4 protein-coding genes and 1 pseudogene are annotated in these 4,592 nt (G+C 71.5%); 4 read left to right on the plus strand and 1 reads right to left on the minus strand.

The features are described from left to right. A pseudogene (locus ACWDR7_RS12980) lies at positions 1 to 96 on the minus strand (dimethylargininase); the annotation flags it as partial. Between ACWDR7_RS12980 and ACWDR7_RS12985 the strand changes: the two are divergent. From ACWDR7_RS12985 to purH, 4 genes are read left to right on the plus strand one after another with little or no spacing between them, the layout of a single operon-like run. Beyond that, positions 92 to 1,396 (plus strand): aminotransferase class III-fold pyridoxal phosphate-dependent enzyme, encoded by a 1,305-nt coding sequence (locus ACWDR7_RS12985; protein ID WP_449855310.1) that lies wholly within the window; start codon positions 92 to 94, stop codon positions 1,394 to 1,396. The pseudogene ACWDR7_RS12980 and the gene ACWDR7_RS12985 sit on opposite strands and share 5 nt — an antisense overlap. 57 nt (positions 1,397 to 1,453) lie before the next feature. Further along, a complete protein-coding gene (locus ACWDR7_RS12990; protein WP_449855311.1) occupies positions 1,454 to 2,212 on the plus strand; it encodes an SDR family oxidoreductase in 759 nt (252 codons plus the stop codon). A 56-nt stretch (positions 2,213 to 2,268) separates the two neighbouring features. Then, entirely contained in the window at positions 2,269 to 2,862 is a 594-nt protein-coding gene (gene purN / locus ACWDR7_RS12995) for a phosphoribosylglycinamide formyltransferase (RefSeq protein ID WP_449855312.1), read from the plus strand. 16 nt (positions 2,863 to 2,878) lie between these two features. Next, positions 2,879 to 4,486 (plus strand): bifunctional phosphoribosylaminoimidazolecarboxamide formyltransferase/IMP cyclohydrolase, encoded by a 1,608-nt coding sequence (gene purH / locus ACWDR7_RS13000; RefSeq protein WP_449855313.1) that lies wholly within the window; start codon positions 2,879 to 2,881, stop codon positions 4,484 to 4,486. The last annotated feature ends 106 nt before the right edge of the window (positions 4,487 to 4,592 follow it).

The following is a 4,592-nucleotide window of genomic DNA, read 5'->3' on the forward strand; positions in this document are numbered from 1 at the left end:
GCACTTGATGCCGCCGCCGCCGAGCAGCAGCTCGGACAGATCGATCAGCACCGGGTTGTAGCCGCGCTCGCGCAGCTGCGCCTCGAAGCCGGTGCTCACGCAGCGAGCCCGCGACCTGGACCAGGGCGTCTTCCACTCCTGGGCGGCACAGGCGGCCTCGCCCGGCTTCGTGGTCGCGGGCGGCGAGGGCACGAGGGTCTGGGATCACGACGGCAACGAGTACCTCGACTTCTCCAGCCAGCTGGTGAACGTCAACATCGGCTACGGGCACCCGAAGGTCGTCGCGGCGATCCAGCGGCAGGCCGAGACCCTCGCGACGATCGGGCCCGCGACGGTCAACCTCACGCGCGGCGAGGCCGCGGCGCGGATCCTCGAGAAGGCCGGAGGCTCGTTCGAGAAGGTGTTCTTCACGAACGGGGGCGCCGACGCCAACGAGAACGCCATCAGGATGGCACGGCTGTTCACCGGACGCGACAAAGTGCTGAGCCGCTATCGCAGCTATCACGGCAACACGGGAGCGGCGATCGTGGCGACGGGCGACTGGCGGCGGGTGCCCAACGAGTACGCACGGGGCCACGTGCACTTCTTCGGCCCGTACGCGTACCGCAGTGAGTTCTGGGCCGAGACCGAGGGGCAGGAGTGCGAGCGGGCGCTGCACCACCTCGAGCGCGTGATCCAGCTGGAGGGCGCCGACTCGATCGCGGCGATCCTGCTCGAGGGCATCCCCGGCACGGCGGGGGTGCTCGTGCCCCCGCCCGGCTACCTCGCCGGCGTGAGGGAGCTGTGCGACCGCTACGGCATCGTGATGATCCTCGACGAGGTGATGTCGGGCTTCGGCCGGGCCGGAGAGTGGCTCTCGTGGCACAGCGAGCGCACCAACCCGACGGGCGTTACCCCCGACATCGTGACCTTCGCCAAGGGGGTCAACTCCGGCTACGTCCCTGTCGGCGGGGTGCTGCCCAGCCCGCGCATCGCGCACCACTTCGACGAGCGCGTCTTCCCCGGCGGCCTGACCTACTCCGGCCACCCGCTCGCGGCGGCGTCGATCGTCGCCGCGATCGACGCGATGACAGAGGAGCGGGTCATCGAGAACGCCCGCTGGGTCGGCGAGGCGCACATCGGGCCGGGGCTGGCGGCGCTCGCCGCGAAGCACGCCGTCATCGGCGAGGTGCGCGGCCTGGGCGTCTTCTGGGCCGTCGAGCTCGTCGCCGACGCCGCGACGCGCGAGCCGGTGAGCGCCGGGGTCATGGCGGCGGTGAAGGCCGGGCTCCTCGCGCGCGGCGTCATCGGCTTCTTCGCCGATAACCGCGTCCACGTCGTCCCGCCGTGCACCGTGCGGCCCGAGGAGGTCGGGCGGTACCTCGCCGCGCTCGACGAGACCCTCACCGCGCTCTGATCCGCCCTCCGGAGCCCTCCTCCGCTTCCCCCACCGCACCTCCCGGAAAGGCCTGCCGTGACCACCAGCACCGCCACCCACCCCCTCCGCGCCCTCGTCACGGGCGCCTCCAGCGGAATCGGCGCCGCCACCGTCCGCCGCCTGCGGGCGGAGGGGTGGGACGTCATCGCGTCGGCACGCCGCCGGGACCGCCTCGAGGCGCTCGCGGCGGAGACGGGCTGCGACATCGTCGTCGCCGATCAGACCGACCAGGCCTCGATCGATGCGCTGCGCGATCACGTCGTGGGCGGTGGGGCGCTGCACGCTCTCGTCAACAACGCCGGCAACGCGTTCGGGCTCGAGCCCGTCGAAACCGGTGAGCTCGACAAGTGGCGCCGGATGTACGAGCTGAACGTCCTCGGCACGCTGCGCGTGACGCAGGCACTGCTCCCGGCTCTGCGCGCCTCCGGGCGGGGCGATCTGCTGACGATCACATCGACCGCCGCGCACGGCGAGTACCCGGGCGGAGCCGGATACACGGGTGCCAAGCACGCCGAGCGACAGATGGTGAAGACCCTCCGGCTCGAGCTCGCGGGCGAACCGATCCGCGTGATCGAGATCGCCCCGGGCAACGTGGAGACGGAGTTCTCGCTCGTCCGCTTCGACGGTGACGTCGACCGGGCGGCCGCGGTGTACTCCGGGTACGACCCGCTCGTCGCGGACGACATCGCCGACGCGGTTGCGTGGACGCTGACGCGCCCGCACCACGTCAATGTGGACACCATGATCATCCGCCCCCGCGCGCAGGTGTCCACGACGCAGATCGCGCGCAGCTGACGGTGCCCACGACGTCCCGGATCGGGCGATCCGCGCCGTCGCACTAGACTCGGAGGGTGCTCACGGTCGCCGTCCTCATCTCGGGCACCGGGTCGAATCTCAGGACCCTGCTGGAGGCCGCGAGCGAGCCCGACTACCCGGCCCGCGTCGTCGTGGTCGGCGCCGACCGACCCGCCGACGGTCTGGAGCACGCCGCCGACTTCGGCATCCCCACCTTCACGGTGCCGTTCCGCGCGTTCGAGTCCCGCGAGGAGTGGGGTGCCGAGCTCGCCGCGCAGCTGCGGGCGTGGAAGCCCGACCTCGTCGTGCTGAGCGGCCTCATGCGGCTGCTGCCGGCCGCAGTCGTGGCCGAGTTCGCCCCGAACGTCATCAACACGCACCCCGCCTACCTGCCCGAGTTCCCCGGCGCCCACGGCGTGCGCGACGCGCTCGCCGCCGGGGCGGAGCAGACCGGCGCGAGCGTGATCGTCGTCGACGAGGGCGTCGACAGCGGCCCGATCCTCGCCCAGGAGCGCGTGCCCGTGCTGCCGGGCGACACCGAGGCGTCGCTGCACGATCGCATCAAGCCCGTCGAGCGCCGCCTGCTCATCGACGTCGTCCGCCGCATCGCCACCGGCGAGCTGGACCTCCGCACCCCTGCCTCGTCCTGATCCGAAGGAGCACCTCATGGCCGGCCCCCGTCACGACCCCTCGCTCTACCGCGAACGCGATGTGGTCCCCATCCGCCGGGCCCTCGTGTCGGTCAGCGACAAGACCGGCCTGATCGAGCTGGCCGCCGCGCTCGCCGAGGCGGGCGTCGAGATCGTGTCCACCGGATCGACCGCGGCCATGATCCGCGACGCCGGTCACGAGGTCACCGACGCGGCCACGGTGACGGGCTTCCCGGAGATGCTCGACGGGCGCGTCAAGACGCTGCACCCCCACGTGCACGGCGGCCTGCTGGCCGACCTGCGCCTCGAGCACCACGAGACGCAGCTGGCCGAGTTCGGCATCGCGCCGTTCGAGCTCGTCGTCGTGAACCTGTACCCGTTCGTCCAGACCGTCGCCTCCGGTGCGCAGGGCGACGACGTCGTCGAGCAGATCGACATCGGCGGCCCCGCCATGGTGCGCGCGTCGGCGAAGAACTTCGCCAACGTCGCGATCGTCGTAGGCCCGGAGGCGTACCCCTCGATCATCGAGGCGCTCGGCCGCGGCGGCACCACGCTGAGCGAGCGTCGGGAGCTCGCCGCCCGCGCCTTCGCGCACACCGCGACCTACGACACGGCCGTGGCGCAGTGGTTCGCCGAGGAGACGATGTCGGGCCAGAACGAGCTGCCCGAGCACCTCACGATCCAGGTCGAGAAGATCAGCGACCTGCGCTACGGGGAGAACTCCCACCAGCGCGCCGCCATCTACTCCCGCGCCGACGGCCACGGCATCGCCCAGGCCACGCAGCTGCAGGGCAAGGAGATGTCGTACAACAACTACGTCGACGCCGACGCCGCCCTGCGCGCCGCGTACGACATGGTCAAGCCCGCCGTGGCCATCATGAAGCACGCCAACCCGTGCGGCCTCGCCATCGCCGATCCGAAGGCCATCGACGCCATCGCCTCCGCGCACCTGCGCGCCCACGAGTGCGACCCGCTGTCGGCGTTCGGCGGCGTCATCGCCGCGAACCGCCCCGTCACGCTCAAGATGGCCGAGAACCTGCGCGACATCTTCACCGAGGTCATCGTCGCCCCCGGCTTCGAGCCCGCGGCGCTGGAGGTCTTCAAGGAGAAGAAGAACCTGCGCGTGCTGCAGCTGCCGGACGACTGGTCGCAGGAGCGGATGGACGTCCGCCTCGTCTCGGGCGGCCTGCTCCTGCAGGACGCCGACCTGTTCGATCGCGACATCGCGTCCATCGCCGAGCGCTGGGAGCTCGTTGCGGGGGAGCGACCGGACGACATCCCGGTCGACGACCTCGTGTTCGCCTGGAAGGCGTGCCGCGCCGTCAAGTCGAACGCGATCGTGCTCGCCCAGAACGCCGCCACCGTCGGCATCGGCATGGGCCAGGTGAACCGCGTCGACTCGTGCAAGCTCGCGGTCGAGCGCGCGGGCGACCGCGCCGCCGGATCGATCGCCGCGTCCGACGCCTTCTTCCCGTTCTCGGACGGGCCCGAGGTGCTCATGAACGCCGGCGTGCGCGTCATCATCCAGCCGGGCGGATCGGTCCGCGACGAGGAGACGATCGCGCTGGCCAAGGAGCGCGGCGTCGCCATGTTCTTCACGGGCGAGCGGCACTTCTTCCACTGAATTTTTCAGAAGCGTCTGCGCCGCTCGGGCAGTTCTTTTCAGAAGCGTCTGCGCGCGCTCGGGCACCCGCTGCGCGGGTGCCGCTCGCGTGCTCGCACCGGCGCTC

It is taken from the genome of Microbacterium sp. NPDC003461 (assembly GCF_053588335.1).